Annotated in this window: 15 protein-coding genes and 1 riboswitch; of the genes, 2 read left to right on the top strand and 13 right to left on the bottom strand. The window is 41.6% G+C overall.

The window, feature by feature from the left end; genetic code table 11:
• Nucleotides 1–107 precede the first annotated feature (107 nt).
• The 8 genes from pheT to B7725_RS03110 form a co-directional block, all read right to left on the bottom strand.
• Nucleotides 108–2513 carry a phenylalanine--tRNA ligase subunit beta gene (gene pheT / locus B7725_RS03145; RefSeq protein WP_084874522.1) on the bottom strand — a complete coding sequence of 802 codons (2406 nt, stop codon included), beginning with the start codon at nucleotides 2511–2513 and terminating at the stop codon, nucleotides 108–110.
• Nucleotides 2514–2588: 75 nt separating this feature from the next.
• Nucleotides 2589–3098 carry a GNAT family N-acetyltransferase gene (locus B7725_RS03140; RefSeq protein WP_084874520.1) on the bottom strand — a complete coding sequence of 170 codons (510 nt, stop codon included), beginning with the start codon at nucleotides 3096–3098 and terminating at the stop codon, nucleotides 2589–2591.
• Complete coding sequence (gene pheS, locus B7725_RS03135; RefSeq protein WP_084868660.1) at nucleotides 3098–4144, bottom strand: phenylalanine--tRNA ligase subunit alpha; 1047 nt, start codon at nucleotides 4142–4144, stop codon at nucleotides 3098–3100. The genes B7725_RS03140 and pheS overlap by 1 nt, the downstream gene beginning before the upstream one ends.
• A gap of 270 nt (nucleotides 4145–4414) precedes the next feature.
• Complete coding sequence (locus B7725_RS03130; RefSeq protein WP_084874519.1) at nucleotides 4415–4894, bottom strand: GNAT family N-acetyltransferase; 480 nt, start codon at nucleotides 4892–4894, stop codon at nucleotides 4415–4417.
• A complete protein-coding gene (locus B7725_RS03125; protein WP_084874517.1) occupies nucleotides 4869–5288 on the bottom strand; it encodes a chromosome partitioning protein ParB in 420 nt (139 codons plus the stop codon). Before B7725_RS03125 ends, B7725_RS03130 begins: the two co-directional genes overlap by 26 nt.
• A gap of 27 nt (nucleotides 5289–5315) precedes the next feature.
• Nucleotides 5316–5966, bottom strand: coding sequence for a phosphatase PAP2 family protein (locus tag B7725_RS03120; RefSeq protein WP_084874516.1), 651 nt, complete (start codon nucleotides 5964–5966; stop codon nucleotides 5316–5318).
• Nucleotides 5956–6519 (bottom strand): ECF transporter S component, encoded by a 564-nt coding sequence (locus B7725_RS03115; RefSeq protein ID WP_057489236.1) that lies wholly within the window; start codon nucleotides 6517–6519, stop codon nucleotides 5956–5958. The genes B7725_RS03120 and B7725_RS03115 overlap by 11 nt, the downstream gene beginning before the upstream one ends.
• A gap of 153 nt (nucleotides 6520–6672) precedes the next feature.
• Nucleotides 6673–6891, bottom strand: a riboswitch (FMN riboswitch).
• A 40-nt stretch (nucleotides 6892–6931) separates the two neighbouring features.
• Entirely contained in the window at nucleotides 6932–7435 is a 504-nt protein-coding gene (locus B7725_RS03110) for a tRNA (cytidine(34)-2'-O)-methyltransferase (protein WP_084874514.1), read from the bottom strand.
• Nucleotides 7436–7837: 402 nt separating this feature from the next.
• On the opposite strand from B7725_RS03110, the gene trkA reads away from it, so the two are divergent.
• Entirely contained in the window at nucleotides 7838–9187 is a 1350-nt protein-coding gene (gene trkA, locus B7725_RS03105; RefSeq protein WP_084874512.1) for a Trk system potassium transporter TrkA, read from the top strand.
• 3 nt (nucleotides 9188–9190) lie between these two features.
• A complete protein-coding gene (locus tag B7725_RS03100) occupies nucleotides 9191–10630 on the top strand; it encodes a TrkH family potassium uptake protein (RefSeq protein WP_084874511.1) in 1440 nt (479 codons plus the stop codon).
• Nucleotides 10631–10718: 88 nt separating this feature from the next.
• On the opposite strand, the gene B7725_RS03095 is transcribed toward B7725_RS03100, so the two are convergent.
• The 5 genes from B7725_RS03095 to B7725_RS03075 form a co-directional block, all read right to left on the bottom strand.
• The gene (locus B7725_RS03095) at nucleotides 10719–11648 is read right to left on the bottom strand and encodes an ATP-binding cassette domain-containing protein (RefSeq protein ID WP_001291314.1); all 930 of its coding nucleotides are present in this window, start codon (nucleotides 11646–11648) and stop codon (nucleotides 10719–10721) included.
• 10 nt (nucleotides 11649–11658) lie between these two features.
• Entirely contained in the window at nucleotides 11659–12726 is a 1068-nt protein-coding gene (locus B7725_RS03090) for an ABC transporter ATP-binding protein (protein ID WP_000159802.1), read from the bottom strand.
• 8 nt (nucleotides 12727–12734) lie between these two features.
• Complete coding sequence (gene oppC, locus B7725_RS03085; protein ID WP_000103693.1) at nucleotides 12735–13661, bottom strand: oligopeptide ABC transporter permease OppC; 927 nt, start codon at nucleotides 13659–13661, stop codon at nucleotides 12735–12737.
• A complete protein-coding gene (locus tag B7725_RS03080; protein ID WP_000759886.1) occupies nucleotides 13661–15157 on the bottom strand; it encodes an ABC transporter permease in 1497 nt (498 codons plus the stop codon). The genes oppC and B7725_RS03080 overlap by 1 nt, the downstream gene beginning before the upstream one ends.
• A gap of 66 nt (nucleotides 15158–15223) precedes the next feature.
• The gene (locus B7725_RS03075) at nucleotides 15224–17203 is read right to left on the bottom strand and encodes a peptide ABC transporter substrate-binding protein (RefSeq protein WP_084874509.1); all 1980 of its coding nucleotides are present in this window, start codon (nucleotides 17201–17203) and stop codon (nucleotides 15224–15226) included.
• Between the last annotated feature and the right edge of the window lie 160 nt (nucleotides 17204–17363).

Genomic DNA, 17363 nt, shown 5'->3' with positions numbered 1-17363 from the left:
TAGCTCATTAAAGGCTTTCTGAGATGATTCCTCTCTCAACTGTTGCTTTTCTCTTCTGAACTGTCCTTTTGAAACTAAAAATCCACCCCGAAGGATGGATTGATGAGTTAACGTACTTCTGCATTCACTTTTTCTTCGAGTGATGCTTGGATTTTTTCCATGTAGCGTGCGACTTCCTCGTCCGTCAAGCTGTCTTCTGGATTTTGGAAGGTCAAGCTATAGGCCATTGACTTCATACCAAGTCCTAATTTTTCACCTGAGAAGACGTCAAAGAGTTTGATATCTGTCAAACGTTTCACGCCGGCAGCTTGGATAGCATCTACAACTTCTTGGTGAGTGACTTCTGCCTTGAGAAGTAGAGCAATATCACGACTAACAGCTGGGAATTTGGTAATTTCCACAAATGGAGCAGCAGGTTGAAGCGCAGCTTCGATGGCTGAAAGGTTGAGCTCAGCTACATACGTTTCTGGAATATCATAGGCCTTCGCAGTGACTGGATGCACTTGGCCAAGGAAACCAAGAACTTGGTCACCGAGCGAAATCACGGCTGTACGTCCTGGATGGAGGCTTGCCATCTCAGCTGTTGCTGTATAAGTCACTTCAAGCCCCAAGCGAGCAAAAAGCGCTTCAAGGATTCCCTTAGCATAGAAGAAATCAACTGGAACTGCTGCCGTTTGGAAGTCTTTTTCAGCAACCAAGCCTGTCAAGGCAAAGGCAAAGCTGTTGATTTCGTTTGGTAGGTCTTCTTTTGGATTGCCTGTTTGTTCAAAGACTTTTCCAATCTCGTAAAGAGCCAAGTTTTTGTTCTTACGAGCCACATTGTAGGCAACCGTATCAAGGATACCTGAGACCATATTTTGGCGGAGAACGGAGCGATCCACTGTCATTGGCCACATAAGTTCTGTAAGGTTACTTGGTTGAGCTGTGAACTCAACTGCTTTTTCAGGAGTTGTTAGAGCGTAGGTAATGATTTCTGTCAAGCCTGCTCCTTCAGCAATCGTACGGACTTGGCGACGCAATTTTTGTGTTGCAGTCAATTCACCTGCTGTACCATCATCTTTTGGAAGACTGGTTGGCAAACGGTCATAACCATAGATACGAGCGATTTCTTCAAAGAGGTCCGCTTCGATGGCGATATCCCAACGACGACGTGGAACGCTAACGGTAAAGCTGTCTTCATTTCCAGAAAGACCAAAGCCAAGACGACGGAAGACATCTTCGATATCATCGTATGAAAGTTCTGTTCCAAGGACACGGTTGACATCGGCAAGAGTTGAAGATACTTCTACATCTGAAGTGTCAAGCTCACCCGCTGAAACGATGCCCTTACGCACCGTCGCACCTGCAAGTTCTGCAATCATGCTAGCTGCAGCATCCAAGGCCTCATTGACTGTTGCCACATTGATCCCTTTTTCAAAACGAGAAGATGATTCCGAACGAAGGTTAAGGCGTCCGCTAGTCTTACGAATGGATGTGCCATTGAAAACAGCAGCTTCTAACACAACACGACTAGATTTTTCAAAGATTTCTGTAGCCTCTCCACCCATGACACCTGCAAGGGCGACTGGTTTGTCAGCAACAGTGACGACTAAGTCATTTGTTTCCAACTCACGTTCTTCACCGTCCAAGGTCACCAACTTTTCACCAGCACGCGCTTCACGCACACGGATGTCAGTCCCTTCAAAGGTATCCAAGTCAAAGGCATGCATAGGCTGACCAAAGTAGAGTAGGATATAGTTGGTCACGTCGACCACATTGTTAATCGGACGGATGCCTTCGTTCATAAGAAGGTTTTGCAACCATTGTGGACTTGGTGCGATGGTCACATTGTCCAAGATACGGGCCGCATAATATGGTGCCTTATCTGTTTCAATCCCTACAGAAAGAGCATCTGCTGCACTTTCATTTGTTTCTGTTAAACTGAATTCTTTAAAGTTGACTGCCTTGTCATAGATAGCTGCCACTTCGTGCGCTACTCCACGCATAGAAAGAGCGTCTGCACGGTTTGGCGTGATGGAAAGTTCGATGATTTCATCATCCAAGTCTAAGTAAGAAAAGACTTCATCCCCAGGAACAGCGTCTTGAGGCAAGATTTGGATACCATCTGCGAATTCCTTTGGCACAACTGAGTCAGAAATACCTAATTCACCAAGTGAGCAAATCATTCCGAGAGACTCTAAGCCACGGATTTTTCCTTTTTTGATTTTGTAGTTGTCAGCGATACGAGCTCCTGGAAGAGCCACCATGACCTTGATACCAGCACGCACATTTGGGGCACCACAAACGATTTGGCGAGCTTCTTCTTCGCCAACGTTAACCTGACAAACATGAAGGTGAGTTTCTGACTCATCTTCGCAAGACAAAACTTCACCGACGACAATTTTTGAGAGACCAGCAGCCGGGGATTCGACACCTTCGACCTCTATTCCTGTGGTTGACATTTTTTCAGCCAACTCTTGTGATGGCACATCAATGTCCACCAATTCTTTTAACCATTTATAAGATACAAGCATAATTTAGTTCTCCAGAATGACAATTGTCACTCTAGTTTTTTCCTTTCCTATCATTTCAATAGAAGAATCCTCTTCTTACCTTAATTTCTTTTTTAGTAACCAATCCGTATCTACTTTTTGACCAACCATAAAACGATGTTGGCTAAATTTTTCAAAACCATATCGATTATAAAATGCTTGAGCTTTTGTATTATGTTCCCAAACATCTAGCCAAGCCCAGGAAAAACCATTTTTTTCGGCAAGTTCCAGAGCGAATTCAAACAGTTGCTTACCAAGTCCAAATCCTTGGAATTTTTGTAGCACATAGAGGCGTTGAATTTCAAAAGCGTTCTCTAATTCTCTCTCAGTTTGAAGCATTCCCCAGTTGACTTTGAGAAAACCAGCTATCTCCTCTTCATGCATAATGAAATAGGTTTCGGAGTCAGGATTTCCCAACTCAGTTGACAAAGTTCTCAGACTATATGCCTCTTCAAAGTATTCCTGTAACTGCTCTTCCGTATTATCATGAGCAAATGTTTCACGAAAGGTTTGTTTGGCAATTTTGGACAACACCCCAATATCTGCCTTTTCTACTTTTCTAATCATTATTTAAACTGTTCTGAGAAGCGGACATCTCCTTGGTAGAATCCACGGATATCGTTGATTCCGTAACGGAGCATGGCTACACGCTCTTGACCAAGTCCAAAGGCAAATCCAGAGTAAACAGTCGCATCGATACCACTCATCTCAAGGACACGTGGGTGAACCATACCGGCACCCATAATCTCGATCCAACCTGTTTTCTTACATACGTTACAGCCTTCTCCACCACACTTAAAGCAGGAAACATCCACTTCAACAGATGGCTCTGTGAATGGGAAATAGGAGGGGCGCAGACGAATTTGACGCTCTTCACCAAACATCTTTTGCACAATCAACTGAAGCGTTCCTTGAAGGTCTGCCATAGAGATGTTTTTCCCAACAACCAAACCTTCGATTTGATGGAACTGGTGACTGTGGGTCGCATCGTCTGTGTCACGACGGAACACACGTCCTGGTGAGATCATTTTCAAAGGCCCCTTCGAAAAATCATGGGCATCCATAGCACGCGCTTGAACTGGAGACGTGTGAGTACGAAGCAAGATTTCTTCAGTGATATAGAAAGTATCCTGCATATCACGGGCTGGGTGGTCTTTTGGAAGGTTCATACGCTCAAAGTTATAGTAGTCTTGCTCAACTTCAAAACCATCCACGACTTGGTAACCCATCCCAATGAAAATATCTTCGATTTCTTCACTGGTTTGTGTTAAAACGTGACGGTGACCAGTCGCAACTGGGCGACCTGGAAGCGTCACATCAATACTCTCGCTAGCTAATTGCGCAGCTACTTTCTTTTCTTCCAAGAGTTTCGCTGTTTCTTCAAAGGCAGCCGTCAAGACATCACGAGCTTCATTGACGTGTTTCCCGATGACAGGGCGCATTTCAGCCGATACATCCTTCATCCCTTTAAGGATTTCAGTCAGTGAACCTTTTTTCCCAAGGACAGAGACACGTAATTCTTGCATCTCTTTTTCATTTTCAGCAGTAATCTGCTTCAAGCTAGCCAGCGTTTCTTCACGAAGCGCTTTTAATTGTTCTTCAATAGTTGACATAATTCCTCCATCAGTCGCTCGTAGATAAAAAGAAAACCACATGTCAAAAACTCCACTCGGAGCGTTGACACGCGGTACCATCCGTTTTCATCTGACAAGTCAGACCTTCATTTCTAAATCCATGCGCAAGTGAATTCGCCCAGCTTTCATATAGAGAGCTTGCAGTCACGGCTCTCCTCCCTGATATACTTCCCTTGAGCTACTAGTCTTGCGGATTCCTATTCAATTACTACATAGTTTATCAAATTTTTAGTTAAAAAACAAGTTAGATTAGACTAATTTCAATATAAAACTCGTTCCTTTTTCTGTTTCTCCATTTTCCACAAATCCAAGCGACTTGAAGCACCTCCTAGAAGCATGATTGTAGGTGTAGATTTCCTTGACTCTCAATTCTTTCCATCCTTTTACTCGAGCCAAATCAATCAAAGCACTTAGAATCTTTTTTCCAAGTCCTCGATGTTGGTAAGCGGGATTCCCAATCACAATGGAGAGATTATCCTGAGATAGTGTAACATCTCCAATTGGAAACCATTCTCCCTTCTCCTTGACTTCAATCCAAAAAAGCTCACCATGCTGATCCAAATAGGAATACATAGCTTCCAAGATTGCTGGACTGTAAGGTCTCTTCACACCATCTACGAGGTAAATCAAGTTCACATTCTGATACCAAACAAAAGCTTCCTCACAATGATTGACCTTATAATAAGGAACAAGACGTAGTGCATTATCTATTTGTAAAATCCGTTTCATCTGCTTTCCTTTTTAATAAAAGAGTTGCTGCTTGATTAAAACCATCGCACCAGTTATACCATTTTGCTTCATACTCATCTTGAGTTAAGATACAGTCTTTTAAATCCAAAACAGAGTAAATCTTTCTTTTCTCACAAGCTTGCGCATAGAGATAATACAGTTCATCACCACCATCTCTATCCCACTCAGCAGAGATCGTATCTCGGCCTGCCAATAAAGCCTGATAATCCCTGTGATGCCCGTCGGTAATCAATAAGCAATCTCCGAACGCAAGAATACTGATTGGAGCAACATTGATCATTTCTGCCGACTGATAAAGCATCTGAATATCTTGCAACTTCTTTTCTGATAAGTACAGTTGAGTCGGATGGAGAGCTTTTATATTGACTTTCATTTCTTTCTCCTCAAGGGAATTTGATACTCACTTCTGCTCGCCTTTAAATCGCCATTGGAAGCGAAGTTTGTCGTAGAAGGGAAATTCGATAAACAGGACTCCCAAGCCTACACAGAGACTGGCAAGGACATCTGATGGATAGTGAACTCCCAGATAGACTCTTGACACCAGGACACTGACTAGGTAGAGACCTAGCACGATTTGTACGATTTTTCTCCAGACTGGATCTTTAATTCGTTGACTGAGAATGACAATCAAAGCACCTACCATCAAGGTTACAGCCAGAGAATGCCCGCTTGGGAAGGAAAACCCCTTCTCCTCAACTAGGTGTAAGATAGCTGGTCGTGGGCGCTGGTAAATATTTTTAAAGGTCACAATCAAAAGACCGGCTAGGGCTAGATTACCCGCCATGAAGTAGCTTTCTATCTTCCACTGCTTACGATAAAAGATAACGGCTGCAATGGTAACCCAGGTGATAATCACTGGGATATCGATCAGGCGTGTGAGGGCTCGGAACAGGACTGTCAAATAATCTGGTAAATCCCCACGAATAGCTGCCTGAAGCGGTTGGTCAAAACCGACCAGCGTTTCGGGGTAAAACTTGACCATATAGCCAAGAAGGACGAAAAGTAAAAGGGCAAAACTGCCCTTCATTAAAAATGTTTGTTTATCTCTCATAATGTTTTAAGGTTGGTTTCAAGAGGACGTACAACAACCAGAATGAAACGGCAAAGATGATACCCTCAATCAAGTTGAAAGGCAATACCATGGTCATTAGGTAGTTGGAAAGTCCCAAAATTTTTCCAATATCAAAGTTGGCAAACTGCGCGTACAAAGGAACAGCATAAACATAGTTGAGAATCAACATAGCCGCAGTCAAGCCGACAGTCCCCGCTAGAGATGCTAGTAGAAAACGAAGAGAGCTGCGTTCCTTTTTCCAAATCAAACCAAAAGCGATAACAAAAACTCCCAAGGCTACGATATTCATTGGCAACCCAATGTAAGTATTCACTCCCTGGCTATTGAGAAGCAACTTCAAGAGTGATCGCAGCAAGAGAATCCCTAGTGCAGCAGGCAAATCCATCACCACCAAGCCCACGAGGACTGGCAAGATACTAAACTCGATCTTGAGGAAGGTCGCCGCTGGCAAGAGCGGAAAGTCAAAGTACATCAGCACAAATGAAATGGCTGATAAAATCGCAATGGTCGAAAGTCGACGTGTGTTTGTCATAACAGGTTCCTCCAATTTTCTATAAAATCAGAAGAAGTTGGAAAGGATCCCTCTATCTATTCTCACTTTTTATATCCCAAAAGTTCCCCCTCACTCTTTTGAGCAAGCGGTTGCAATTCATCTATAAACTCATCCGAACAGACAAAGCTATTCTTTCGTCTTCTCCCATCCAGACTATACTGTCGGTTGTGGAATCGCACCACATCAGCTTACGCTCGCGGACTTATTTGGCTAAGATATTTTAGATTTATCTAGGCGTCGCAGTCGAAGATAATACTTAAAGTATATCGAGACAAGACAACGACGAGAAAGTTAAAATTGCTAGTCAAATTTACCGCCGGTCGGGAATCTCACCCTGCCCTGAAGACCCTTTAATCATAACAAAAAACGCTTGCAAGTGCAAGCATTTTGTTTATTTCAATTTATCCGCTTCATAGGTGTGAACGAGCTCTAAACCAGCAAAATGTTGCTGACGAAGAGCCTCATAGACGATCATGCAGACCGTATTGGAAACATTGAGGCTGCGGACATGTTCATCATTCATGGGAATACGGAGAGCCTTCTCTGGATGTTCACGCATAAAGTCCTCTGGCAAACCCTTATCCTCACGTCCGAAGAGAAAATACTGATCTTCACCGCTTGCCAAATTCGCCTCAGAATAAACCTTTTCTGCAAATTTCGAAATCAGGTAGACTTGCCCTTTTATCTGAGACATGAAATCTTCCAAGCTGTCATAAAAATAAATCTCTAACTTATCCCAGTAATCCAAACCAGCCCGCTTCATCTTGCGATCATCAATAGGAAATCCCATCGGTTTGATGATGTGAAGGGGAGAATTGGTCGCAGCGCAAGTACGCGCAATGTTACCTGTATTTTGTGGAATCTGAGGTTCAAATAAAACAATGTGATTTGTCATAATTGGCTTCCTTTTATCATTGCAAAAAAATAGCCACACTGCCCGGAGTCAAGCTCAGCAGACAGCGTGGTTAAGGCGTCGTTAACTTACCTCACAACAGGTTTGAAGTAAATCAGCGAAACTACTTTCTTAGTATAACACTTTCAGAATCATTGTCAATAGAAATGACTTGATTTTTTTACTTTTTTTGATAATATTTCCATACTTAGTCATTCTTTTTCTGAGAAAGGATATTAAATGAGCGAAATCATTTCATATAATAGACATTTCTATGAAAGGTGACTGATTTTATCTTTGAAAACTTACAAAAAGTCTTTTCTTATCCTCTAAAATGGCTTGGTAAGTGCATTTTTTGCGAAAAAAGGGTATGATAGTTACATCATGAAAAAGTAGGGTTTTTATATGAAAATTGTCCTTGTTGGTGGAGGGAAAGTCGGTTTCGCCCTCTGTCGTTCACTGGTTGCAGAAAAACACGACGTCGTCCTCATCGAACAAGATGAGGCTGTTCTCGATCATATTGTCAGTCGCTTTGATATCATGGGACTCCTTGGAAATGGAGCAGACTTTGCTATCTTAGAGCAAGCCGGCGTTCAAGAGTGTGATATCTTTATCGCTCTAACGGAACACGATGAAGTGAATATGATTTCAGCAGTACTTGCTAAAAAAATGGGCGCTAAAGAAACTATCGTTCGAGTGCGAAATCCTGAATACTCCAATGCCTATTTCAAAGAGAAAAATATTCTTGGATTCTCACTTATCGTTAACCCAGAACTCCTAGCCGCCCGTGCTATCTCAAATATCATTGATTTTCCGAATGCACTCTCAGTTGAGCGGTTCTCAGGGGGACGGGTCAACCTGATGGAGTTTGTTGTCAAAGATTCCAGTGGTCTCTGTCAAATGCCAATCTCAGATTTTCGTAAAAAATTTGGCAATATCATTGTCTGCGCTATGGAACGAGACCATCAACTTATGATTCCGAGCGGTGATATCACCATTCAGGACAGAGATAGAATTTTTGTTACTGGGAATCGTGTGGATATGATGCTCTTCCATAACTATTTCAAATCACGTACAGTGAAAAGCTTGCTCATCGTTGGTGCTGGAAAAATTGCTTATTACCTACTTGGCATTTTAAAAGATAGCCGTATTGACACTAAAGTTATCGAGATTAATCCTGAGAGAGCTCGTCTCTTCAGTGAAAAATTTCCAAATCTCTATATCGTACAGGGAGATGGAACTGCCAAAGATATCTTGCTTGAGGAAAGTGCTCCCAACTATGATGCAGTTGCAACTTTGACTGGGGTTGATGAGGAAAACATCATTACCTCTATGTTCTTAGACCGTGTTGGTGTCCATAAGAATATCACCAAGGTGAATCGAACTAGCCTTTTAGAGATTATCCATGCACCTGATTTTTCAAGTATCATCACACCCAAAAGCATTGCAGTGGATACCATTATGCACTTTATCCGTGGTCGAGTAAACGCTCAATACTCAGACCTTCAAGCCATGCACCATCTAGCAAACGGTCAAATTGAAACTCTTCAATTCCAAATCAAGGAAGCTAATAAAATGACTGCCAAACCTCTTTCACATCTGAAATTGAAGAAAGGGGTTCTCATCGCAGCCATTATCCGAAAAGGAAAAACAATCTTCCCTACTGGAGAGGACAGACTTGAGGTAGGAGATCAGTTACTCGTGACGACCTTACTACCAAATATCACCAAGATTTATGATCTGATTGAGAGGTAAAAGATGAATAAAAGTATGATTCGTTACCTCCTCTCAAAACTTCTCTTGATTGAGGCGGTTCTCCTCCTAGTACCCGTTAGCGTAGCAACCTATTATCAAGAATCCAGCCAAGTATTTACAGCTCTCTTTACAACAATTGGGATTTTGATACTTCTTGGTAGCTTAGGAATTTTACGGAAACCCAAAAATCAGCGAATTTATACTAAGGAGGGAGTCTTAATCGTCGCCCTCTGTTGGATTCTATGGTCTTTCTTTGGAGCGCTTCCCTTTGTCTTTTCAGGACAAATCCCAAGTGTCATCGATGCCTTCTTTGAAATCAGTTCTGGTTTTACAACTACAGGAGCAACCATTCTGACAGATGTCTCCGTTCTCAGCCGTTCCCTCCTCTTCTGGCGAAGTTTTACTCACTTGATTGGAGGGATGGGGGTACTCGTCTTCGCGCTTGCCATTATGGACAATGCCAAGAATAGTCACTTAGAGGTGATGAAGGCTGAGGTCCCTGGGCCTGTCTTTGGCAAGGTTGTATCCAAACTGAAAAATACTGCCCAGATCCTCTATCTGCTTTATTTAGGGCTCTTCTCCCTCTTTGTTGTCATCTACTATCTAGCTGGTATGCCCCTATTTGATAGCTTTGTCATCGCTATGGGAACGGCAGGAACCGGAGGCTTCACCGTCTATAACGACGGAATTGCCCACTACGGCAGCTCACTCATCACCTATCTCGTCAGTATCGGAGTTCTGGTTTTTGGGGTCAACTTCAATCTCTACTATTACCTTATGCTCCGTCGGGTTAAGGCTTTCTTTGGAGATGAAGAACTTCGCACGTATGTAATCATTGTCCTAGTTTCTACCGGCTTGATTACGCTCAATACGCTCCATCTCTACCAAGGTGTCTCTCAGAGCTTTGAAATGGCCCTCTTCCAGGTGTCCAATATCATCACAACAACTGGTTTTGGTTATGGAGATATCACCAACTGGCCCCTCTTCTCCCAATTTATCCTCCTCTTCCTCATGGGAATCGGCGGCTCTGCTGGATCAACCGCAGGTGGACTCAAAGTTATCAGAGGGCTCATCCTTTCAAAAATTGCAAAAAATCAGATCTTGTCCATCTTATCTCCTCATCGCGTATTGACTCTACATGTCAATAAAACTGTGATTGATAAGGATACCCAGCACAAGATTCTCAAGTATTTTGTGATCTATGCTATGATTTTATTGTCACTCATCTTTATCATCAGCCTAGATAGCAATGATTTTCTAGTCGTGACCAGTGCTGTCTTCAGCTGTTTTAACAATATCGGGCCTATTCTAGGTACAACCTCTAGTTTTGCCATCTTTAGTCCCATCTCTAAAATCCTGCTCTCATTTGCAATGATTGCAGGTCGTCTAGAGATTTATCCCATTTTGCTTCTCTTTATGAAACGTACCTGGTCCAAACGCTAATTATAATACAACTCCCCCTTTACTAGCTAGTAAAGGGGGAGTTTTTCTATTAAAAATGAGAAGACCTTTCGGTCCTCTCCTAACCCGTTTATTTTTTAAGTGCTTCTTTGTAGCGAGCAACTTCTGCTTGATTAGCCCAAACATAGTGACCTGGACGAATTTCCACCATAGATGGTTTGTCTGTCTCATAGTCATGTTGGCTAGGATCATAGACTTTCAAGACCTTCTTACGTTCCAAGATTGGATCTGGAATCGGTACAGCAGATAGAAGTGCTTGAGTGTACGGATGAACAGGATTGTTAAACAACTCCTCTGTCTCCGCTACTTCAACGATAACACCCTTATAGATAACTGCGATACGATCTGAGATAAAGCGAACAACTGACAAGTCATGCGCAATAAAGAGATAGGTCAAGCCCAATTCTTTTTGAAACTTCTTGAGCAAGTTCAAGACTTGCGCACGAACAGACACGTCCAAGGCTGAAATCGGCTCATCCGCAATAACGAAATCAGGTTCCATCACAAGAGCACGGGCAATCCCAATACGTTGACGTTGACCACCAGAAAACTCGTGTGGGTAACGAGTCAAGTGCTCTTTCAAAAGACCAACTTCATGAATCATCTTTTGAACTTTTTCTTTTCGCTCTTCTTCATCTTTGAACAAGTGGTAGTTGTAAAGACCTTCAGAGATGATATAGTCAACTGTCGCACGTTCATTTAAGCTGGCTGCAGGGTCTTGGAAAATCATCTGGATACGGCGGATCAACTCTGAAGATTCCTTGTGAGATTTTTTCCCATTGATCTTATGACCGTCAAAGATGATTTCACCTTTACTAGTATTATTCAAGCCAATAATGGCACGACCAATCGTTGTTTTCCCACTACCAGATTCACCAACAAGAGAGAAAGTTTCTCCCTTGTTGATAAAGAAGTTAGCGTTTTTAACGGCAACAAACTTCTTACTTCCTTCACCGAAGGAAATTTCTAAATCTTTAATTTCTACTAATTTTTCAGACATTTCCTTCCTCCTAGTCTTCTAGATGAGCAAAGCCCATTTTATCACGAATCTTATCATGTAAATCTGCGATGATTTCTGGTTTTTCAACCTTAGGAGCATTCTCATGAAGCAACCAAGTCTTAGCCCAGTGAGTATCAGTGACTGAAAACTGAGGCGCTTTCTGTTCAAAGTCAATTTGCATCGCATAATCTGAACGAAGGGCAAAGGCATCACCTTTCAACTCAGTATAAAGAGACGGTGGTGTTCCTGGAATAGAGTACAATTCCCCTTTATCATCAGCGAGCTGTGGCAAGCTAGACAAGAGACTCCAAGTGTATGGATGACGTGGGTCGTAGAAGACTTCCTCAACAGTACCGTATTCTACAATTTCACCAGCATACATAACCGCTACCTTATCCGCAATACTTGCTACCACACCAAGGTCATGGGTGATAAAGATAATGGTGAAGTGGTACTCATCTTGCAAGGTTTTAAGCAAATCAATGATTTGCGCTTGAATGGTTACATCAAGAGCCGTTGTTGGCTCGTCACAGATCAAAATATCTGGGCGACAAGCAAGGGCAATGGCAATAACGATACGTTGGCGCATCCCTCCAGAATATTGGAAAGGATACTCGTCAAAACGTTTTTCAGCATCTGGAATTCCGACCTTGTTCATATAGTCGATTGCCATTTCTTTGGCTTCCTTAGCTGTTTTCCCTTGGTGTTTAACGATAACTTCTGTGATTTGACTACCGATTGTATTGATTGGGTCCAAACTTGTCATTGGGTCTTGGAAGATGGTCGCAATTTTAGCACCACGGATTTTCTCCCATTCTTTGTTCGAAGTCAAGGCTGTCAAGTCTTGTCCACGATAGTCGATGCTTCCTTGGGCAATGCGTCCATTATCTTCCAACATTCCTGTAAAGGTTTTTGTTAATACAGATTTACCAGAACCAGACTCACCTACCAAGGCAAGAACTTCCCCTTCAATCAGTTCTAGAGAAACGCCTCTGATAGCCGTCAGAACTTTGTCACGAACGTCAAATTCCACGACGATATCGCGAGCAGTCAAAATTACATTACTTTCTTTTGTCATGTCTACTCCTATCTATGTGTACGTGGATCACTAGCATCCGCTAAGTTCTGACCAACAACGAATAGAGATAGGGATACCAAAATCAAAGTTGTCAATGGAATCCAGAACAAGTACGCGTTGGTCGTAACGTTTTGTGAGTAATCTGAGATCAAACGTCCCAAACTTGGCACTGTTACAGGCAATCCCAATCCAAAGAAAGAAAGGAATGCCTCATAAGAGATAAAGCTTGGCAACATCAAGGTCATCGTAGAAACAATAACAGATACCAATTGTGGCATGATGTTTTTCACGATAATCTTAAAGGTTGGTGTTCCAAGTGTTTGAGAAGCAAGGTTGTATTCCAAGTCACGGTAACGCATGATTTGAATACGAATTGAATAAGCAATACCAATCCAAGTCGTCACACTCATAGCGAAGATCAAATTCCAGAAACCAGCACCAATTGAGTAAGTCAAGACGATAACAATCAAGAGAGATGGAATGTTTGAAATAATGTTATAAACTTCCATCATGACGCGGTCAACAGATTTTGAAATTCCCCAAATTCCACCAACAATAACCCCGATCACAAGGTTGATAAAAGTAGCAATTACAGAAATGAGGATAGAATTACGCGCACCAAACCAAACTCCATCAAACAAGGATTTACCATTGCTATCAGTACCAAACCAGTGTTCGGCATTGGGCTTAATAAAACGAGCGCTAAAGTCATTAACCTTACTTACATCGTTAAAGTCAAAGTCTGAAAACATCGGATAGATAAAACTCATCAAAATAATAGCTACCAATATTCCCAACATAATGACTGTTGATTTTTTCTTTAAAAACTGTCTAAATACAGAGCCCCAGTAAGAGTAGGCAGGAGCATCAATCGTTTCAGAGGCAAAATCATCACGTTTTACGAACTGAAATTTTTCTTTATCAATTGTTGACATTATTTGCCTCCTTTCTCTGTCAATTTAATACGTGGGTCAAGCATAGTCATCCAGATATCTCCTACAAAGAGTGAGAAGATAGAAATACATGTAAAGATGAAGACGAGACCAACTACCATTGAGTTATTTGATGCCTTAACAGAGTCAATCAACATTTTACCCATACCTGGGAAGGCGAAGACTGTTTCTGTCAATGTTGCACCACCAATAACCCCGATTACGGCACCTGGAATACCTGAAACCAAAGGAACCATGGCATTTTTAAAGACGTGTTTATTTGAAATTTCTTTTTCAGATAAACCTTTTGCACGAGCAAAACGGACGAAGTCTTGAGATTGCAAGTCAATCATATAACGACGAATCCAGATTGCTGTACTTGGTGCTCCCAGCAAACCTAGAATGACTGCTGGCAAGACATAGGAACGCCAATCTCCAGCACCTAGGATAGGGAATGAGTCTGGAAGACCAATAGATGAGCCAATCAAACGCACGATATAAACCAAGGCAATCGTTGGAAGTGCAAGCAAGAAGGTTAGAGCACCTGTTGAGAAGCTGTCAATCCAAGTATTCTTGTGGCGAGCCATAGCAGATCCAAGAGGAATCGCAATAGCATAAGAAATAATCAAACCAATCAAACCAGCAACAGCTGAGCTTGCAATCATAGATGGATATTGGTAGTTACTTTCTGTAGCTGTATATGGATCGTCTTTACCATAGTTAGCTATTTCACGCGCATCTGCTTGACTTGGAGATTTGTAGGTACGAGAGTAAATATCTACAGACGAAGTCTTTTTACCAGTAGGGAATTGAACTTCTGATGTCTTAGTTTGTCCTTGACCTTGTGTGATAACTTGAAGCACTGGCGTGTTCGCATAAGTTGGGTAAGAGTCACCCAAGTTAATGTTCACAAAGTTTTGGTGTACAAACGGGAATTGATTGTTGAAATACAAAAGGTATTTATGTTTGGTACCTGAACCAACCAATGACCAACCGATAGCAGGGTCATTTTCAAAACGAAGATAACGTTCCAAGTTTGGATTTTCAGGGTCTTGAATCTTGTTTGTATGATCAATATCAAGTAAGTTCGCATAGAATTTGAAAACACGTTCAAAAATCGGAATTTCACGCGTAGCATAGAACTGACCACTCTCTGAAAAGACACCTAACGTCCAACCATTACCGAGTTGGTTGATGTATTTTTCGTAGATTGCCTTATTGGTATCATTGGCATCTACTGTTACAGATGAGTCCATTGTGCTAGCTTTTTCTTGCAACTCCTTGGTATCGTAGTACTCGATATAGCCCATACGTTCATAAACGGTATTCTCATAATTATCTCGCTTATCTGGAGTCGTTGCAATCTTGTTGTAGTTGGTATCCTGCTTGAAAATCAGTTTCCGAGGAACCATCGTATAGATAATCGTGTAGGTCAAGGTTGTCACCAAGAAAATAGACAACAATGAGCGCAAGACACGCATAAAAATATATTTTTTCATATCGTTTCCTTTTAAAATCCCAAAAGAACCTTCTCCTCATGGAGAGAAAGTTCTCTTGAGAGTTATTTATTTAACGTGATTCGTCAATTCTTTTTGAACTTTTTCGTTTGATTCTTTTTTCTCTTTGAGCCATTTCTCACGAGCTTGTTCGTAATCAGCTTTCGTTACAACCTTGTCTTGCAACTGAATATACTTGAAGTATACATCTGAACCCTTATCTCCAGATTGACTGTATGACGCAGAGAATGGTACTACACGAGAAATGAATGGCGCTGCTCCACTAGATGACATAGCAGGAAGGAAGAGAGAGCTATCTGTCAACCAAGCTTGAGCTGCTGCGTATTTTTCATAACGAACATTCAAATCGCTTGTTTCTTTAGCAGCTTCATCAACTAACTTATCGTATTCTTTCAAACCAACTTGAGCTGCTGCAGCATTATCTGCACCTTCGTAACCCATGTATGTTTTTGTTTGTTCAGCATTCGTTGTCTTCAAGATATCAAGGTAAGTTGATGGATCTTCGTAGTCTGGACTCCATGCAACTGCTCCTGAGAGATCCCAATCTTCTGCCGCAGCGCTTGCTGCATAGTAGGTGATATTGTTCAACTCATCTTTAGAAACTTGTTGGATATCAATCACTACATTATCTTCACCAAGTACTTTTTCAACTGATTGTTTAAAGGATTGAATACGAGCGATATAGCTCTTAGCAGTTTGGTCTACTGGAATATCCAAGTGGATAGGGAATTTCGCACCTTCTGCTTCCAATGCAGTTTTGGCTTTCGTAAATTCAGCCTTGGCTTTGTCGGCGTTGAAGAGTCCATCTTGACCATCCGCAAAGTTTACATTCTTCCACTCATCACCATAAGTAGCCATCTTTTCAGTTACCAAGTCACCAAAAGTTTTTTCACCTGCAGAGACAAAACCTGGTTTCACAAAGAGGTTACGAACTGCAAGAGGAGCACCTTCTTTACCATTGATTTGTGCTGAGTAAGAAGTACGGTCAAAGGCAAAGTTCAAAGCCTGACGGAAATCCTTGTTAAGAAGAGCTTTCTTAGTAGAAGTCTTCTCTTCATCAGTTGTCTTAGAAGTGTATTTGTAACCTTGACGGTCAATATTCACACCCAAACCAGCAATCCCTGGTCCTGATGGAGTGTAGAAGATGTTATCCTTATAGCTTTCTGCTACCTTAGAATAGTTTGAACTTGTTGGGAAAAGGCGAGCATAGCTGTATGCACCACTTGTAAAGTTACGTTCAATGGACTCTTGGTCTGACCCATCATAGAAAGCAAGGGTAACTTTATCAAGGTGAACATTATCCTTATCCCAGTACTGCTCATTCTTAGCAAATTCGATAGAAGATTTAGTAGTCAAACCTTTTAGCAAGAACGGACCATTATAAAGTAAGGACGTAGGATCTGTTGCTTTGGCAAAATCTGATCCTTTTGATTTTTCAAAATCTTCGTTCAATGGCCAGAAGATTGAATAAGCCATCTTAGAGTTCCAGTATGGTTCTGGTTGGTTCAAGGTATACTCAAGAGTATAATCATCAACTGCCTTCACACCTACCGTAGAAAAGTCTTTTGAATTTCCAGACAAATAATCAGACAATCCTTTAACAGAAGTTTCTGCTAAATATAGGGCTTCGGATTTCTTATCTGCTGCGTGTTTCAAACCATTTACGAAATCTTTAGCTGTTACTTCAGCGTACTCTTCTCCATCAGATGTCATCCATTTAACACCTTTACGGATTTTGTAGGTATAAGTCAAACCATCTTTTGAGACTGACCAATCTTCTGCCACTGCGGGAGTCAAATTCCCATATTTGTCATTTGTGAAGAGACCATCAATACCATTTGAAGTGGCAATCTTAGTACTTTGTTTACCTGAAATGAGGTAATCCAACGTTTCTGGGTCAGCTGAATAGATATAACCATAATTTTTTGGCGCTGTTGAATCAGATGATTTTGAAGAACCGCAAGCAGCGAGAACGCCAGTTGCCAGCAAAGCAATCCCTGCTGTAACAAATACTCTACTTTTTTTCATGTATGTAACTCCTCTTAAAAAATTTAGGCTTATTGCCAATTATACCATAGATTTCTCAAAAAGTAAACGAATTTTCAGACTATTTAGGCGTGTAACCACAAAAAACTTTCATTTATCAAATTTCTTTATTCTTTGTTTGCTATCTATCAAGTCATAAGGC

It is taken from the genome of Streptococcus oralis subsp. tigurinus, from assembly GCF_002096275.1.
Taxonomy (GTDB): domain Bacteria; phylum Bacillota; class Bacilli; order Lactobacillales; family Streptococcaceae; genus Streptococcus; species Streptococcus oralis_CN.
This window is presented reverse-complemented; position numbering and strand designations above follow the sequence as displayed.

Coding starts and splice junctions, on each gene's coding strand:
- pheT (WP_084874522.1), bottom strand. CDS start 2,513: ATGCTTGTATCTTATAAATGGTTAAAAGAATTGGTGGACATTGATGTG.
- B7725_RS03140 (WP_084874520.1), bottom strand. CDS start 3,098: ATGATTAGAAAAGTAGAAAAGGCAGATATTGGGGTGTTGTCCAAAATT.
- pheS (WP_084868660.1), bottom strand. CDS start 4,144: ATGTCAACTATTGAAGAACAATTAAAAGCGCTTCGTGAAGAAACGCTG.
- B7725_RS03130 (WP_084874519.1), bottom strand. CDS start 4,894: ATGAAACGGATTTTACAAATAGATAATGCACTACGTCTTGTTCCTTAT.
- B7725_RS03125 (WP_084874517.1), bottom strand. CDS start 5,288: ATGAAAGTCAATATAAAAGCTCTCCATCCGACTCAACTGTACTTATCA.
- B7725_RS03120 (WP_084874516.1), bottom strand. CDS start 5,966: ATGAGAGATAAACAAACATTTTTAATGAAGGGCAGTTTTGCCCTTTTA.
- B7725_RS03115 (WP_057489236.1), bottom strand. CDS start 6,519: ATGACAAACACACGTCGACTTTCGACCATTGCGATTTTATCAGCCATT.
- B7725_RS03110 (WP_084874514.1), bottom strand. CDS start 7,435: ATGACAAATCACATTGTTTTATTTGAACCTCAGATTCCACAAAATACA.
- trkA (WP_084874512.1), top strand. CDS start 7,838: ATGAAAATTGTCCTTGTTGGTGGAGGGAAAGTCGGTTTCGCCCTCTGT.
- B7725_RS03100 (WP_084874511.1), top strand. CDS start 9,191: ATGAATAAAAGTATGATTCGTTACCTCCTCTCAAAACTTCTCTTGATT.
- B7725_RS03095 (WP_001291314.1), bottom strand. CDS start 11,648: ATGTCTGAAAAATTAGTAGAAATTAAAGATTTAGAAATTTCCTTCGGT.
- B7725_RS03090 (WP_000159802.1), bottom strand. CDS start 12,726: ATGACAAAAGAAAGTAATGTAATTTTGACTGCTCGCGATATCGTCGTG.
- oppC (WP_000103693.1), bottom strand. CDS start 13,661: ATGTCAACAATTGATAAAGAAAAATTTCAGTTCGTAAAACGTGATGAT.
- B7725_RS03080 (WP_000759886.1), bottom strand. CDS start 15,157: ATGAAAAAATATATTTTTATGCGTGTCTTGCGCTCATTGTTGTCTATT.
- B7725_RS03075 (WP_084874509.1), bottom strand. CDS start 17,203: ATGAAAAAAAGTAGAGTATTTGTTACAGCAGGGATTGCTTTGCTGGCA.